1 protein-coding gene is annotated in these 1,063 nt (G+C 66.2%); it reads left to right on the plus strand.

Going from position 1 to position 1,063, the window contains the following annotated elements; all coding sequences use genetic code 11:
* Positions 1-91: 91 nt before the first annotated feature.
* Positions 92-1,047, plus strand: a protein-coding gene (locus ACPCJR_RS26280; RefSeq protein ID WP_391516494.1) for an IS630 family transposase whose coding sequence is annotated in 2 segments (ribosomal slippage) — positions 92-431 and positions 431-1,047 — 957 coding nt in all. Because the reading frame shifts where the segments join, the coding sequence is not laid out codon by codon here.
* The last annotated feature ends 16 nt before the right edge of the window (positions 1,048-1,063 follow it).

Raw genomic sequence — 1,063 nt, forward strand, 5'->3', positions numbered from 1 at the left:
CTAGAGCAGTGTCCGATCGGATTGAATCGATTGGGGTTTTGAGAGCGGCGCAGATGTGATTCGATGCCCGGCTTTCGAGGAGGAGAGCCGGATGCCCTCAGCCCTGTCAGCCGATCTGCGTGAACGCGTCGTGGTGGCGATCGAGGCAGGCGCCTCACGCCGGGAGGCCGCCCGACGCTTCGAGGTCAGTCCTGCCAGTGCCGTGCGTTGGCACGAGGCCTTCGTGCGGGAAGGCCGCACACGGGCCAAGCCGATGGGCGGCGATCAGCGTTCGCACGCCATCGAGGCCCAGGCTGACCTGATCCGTCAGACCTATGAGGCCAAGCCCGAACTGTTCCTGCGCGAGTTGCGCGCCCGACTGGCCGAACATGGCCTGCTGGTCGGGGCGAGCAGCCTATCCCGCTTCTTCAAGCGTCACGGCATCACGCGTAAAAAAACACCGGCCACGCCGCCGAGCAGGATCGGGAGGACGTGAAGGCGGCGCGCCTGGCCTGGTTCGAAGGCCAGCCCGACCTCGATCCGGACAGGCTCGTATTCCTCGACGAGACCGCGACCAACACGAAAATGGCGCGTCGCTACGGGCGGGCTCCGCGTGGTGAACGCTGCCGGGTGGCCGTACCGTTCGGGCACTGGAAGACCGTCACGGTCACGGCGGGGCTGCGGGCCAGCGGCCTGACGGCGACCGCACTCTTCGACGGCCCCATGACTGGGGTCCGCTTCCGCCGCTATGTCGAAGAGACCCTGGTGCCGGCCTTGAACCCGGGTGACACGGTCGTGCTCGACAACCTGCCCGCCCACAAGGTCAGCGGCATCCGCGAGCGCATTGAGGCGGTCGGGGCCCGGCTGCTTTACCTCCCGGCCTACTCGCCCGACTTCAATCCGATCGAACTCGCCTTCGCCAAGCTCAAGGCCTGCTTGCGTGCCCAGGCCGCTCGCACGGTCGCGGACCTCTGTGACACCCTCAAGCAAGCCTTCGAGCGCTTCACACCAGTCGAATGCCGCAACTACCTGATGGCCGCAGGCTACGATGCCTTTGATCCAACCTGATCGGATGCAGCTCTAG

The organism is Methylobacterium sp. NPDC097929 (assembly GCF_049543375.1).
GTDB lineage: Bacteria > Pseudomonadota > Alphaproteobacteria > Rhizobiales > Beijerinckiaceae > Methylobacterium.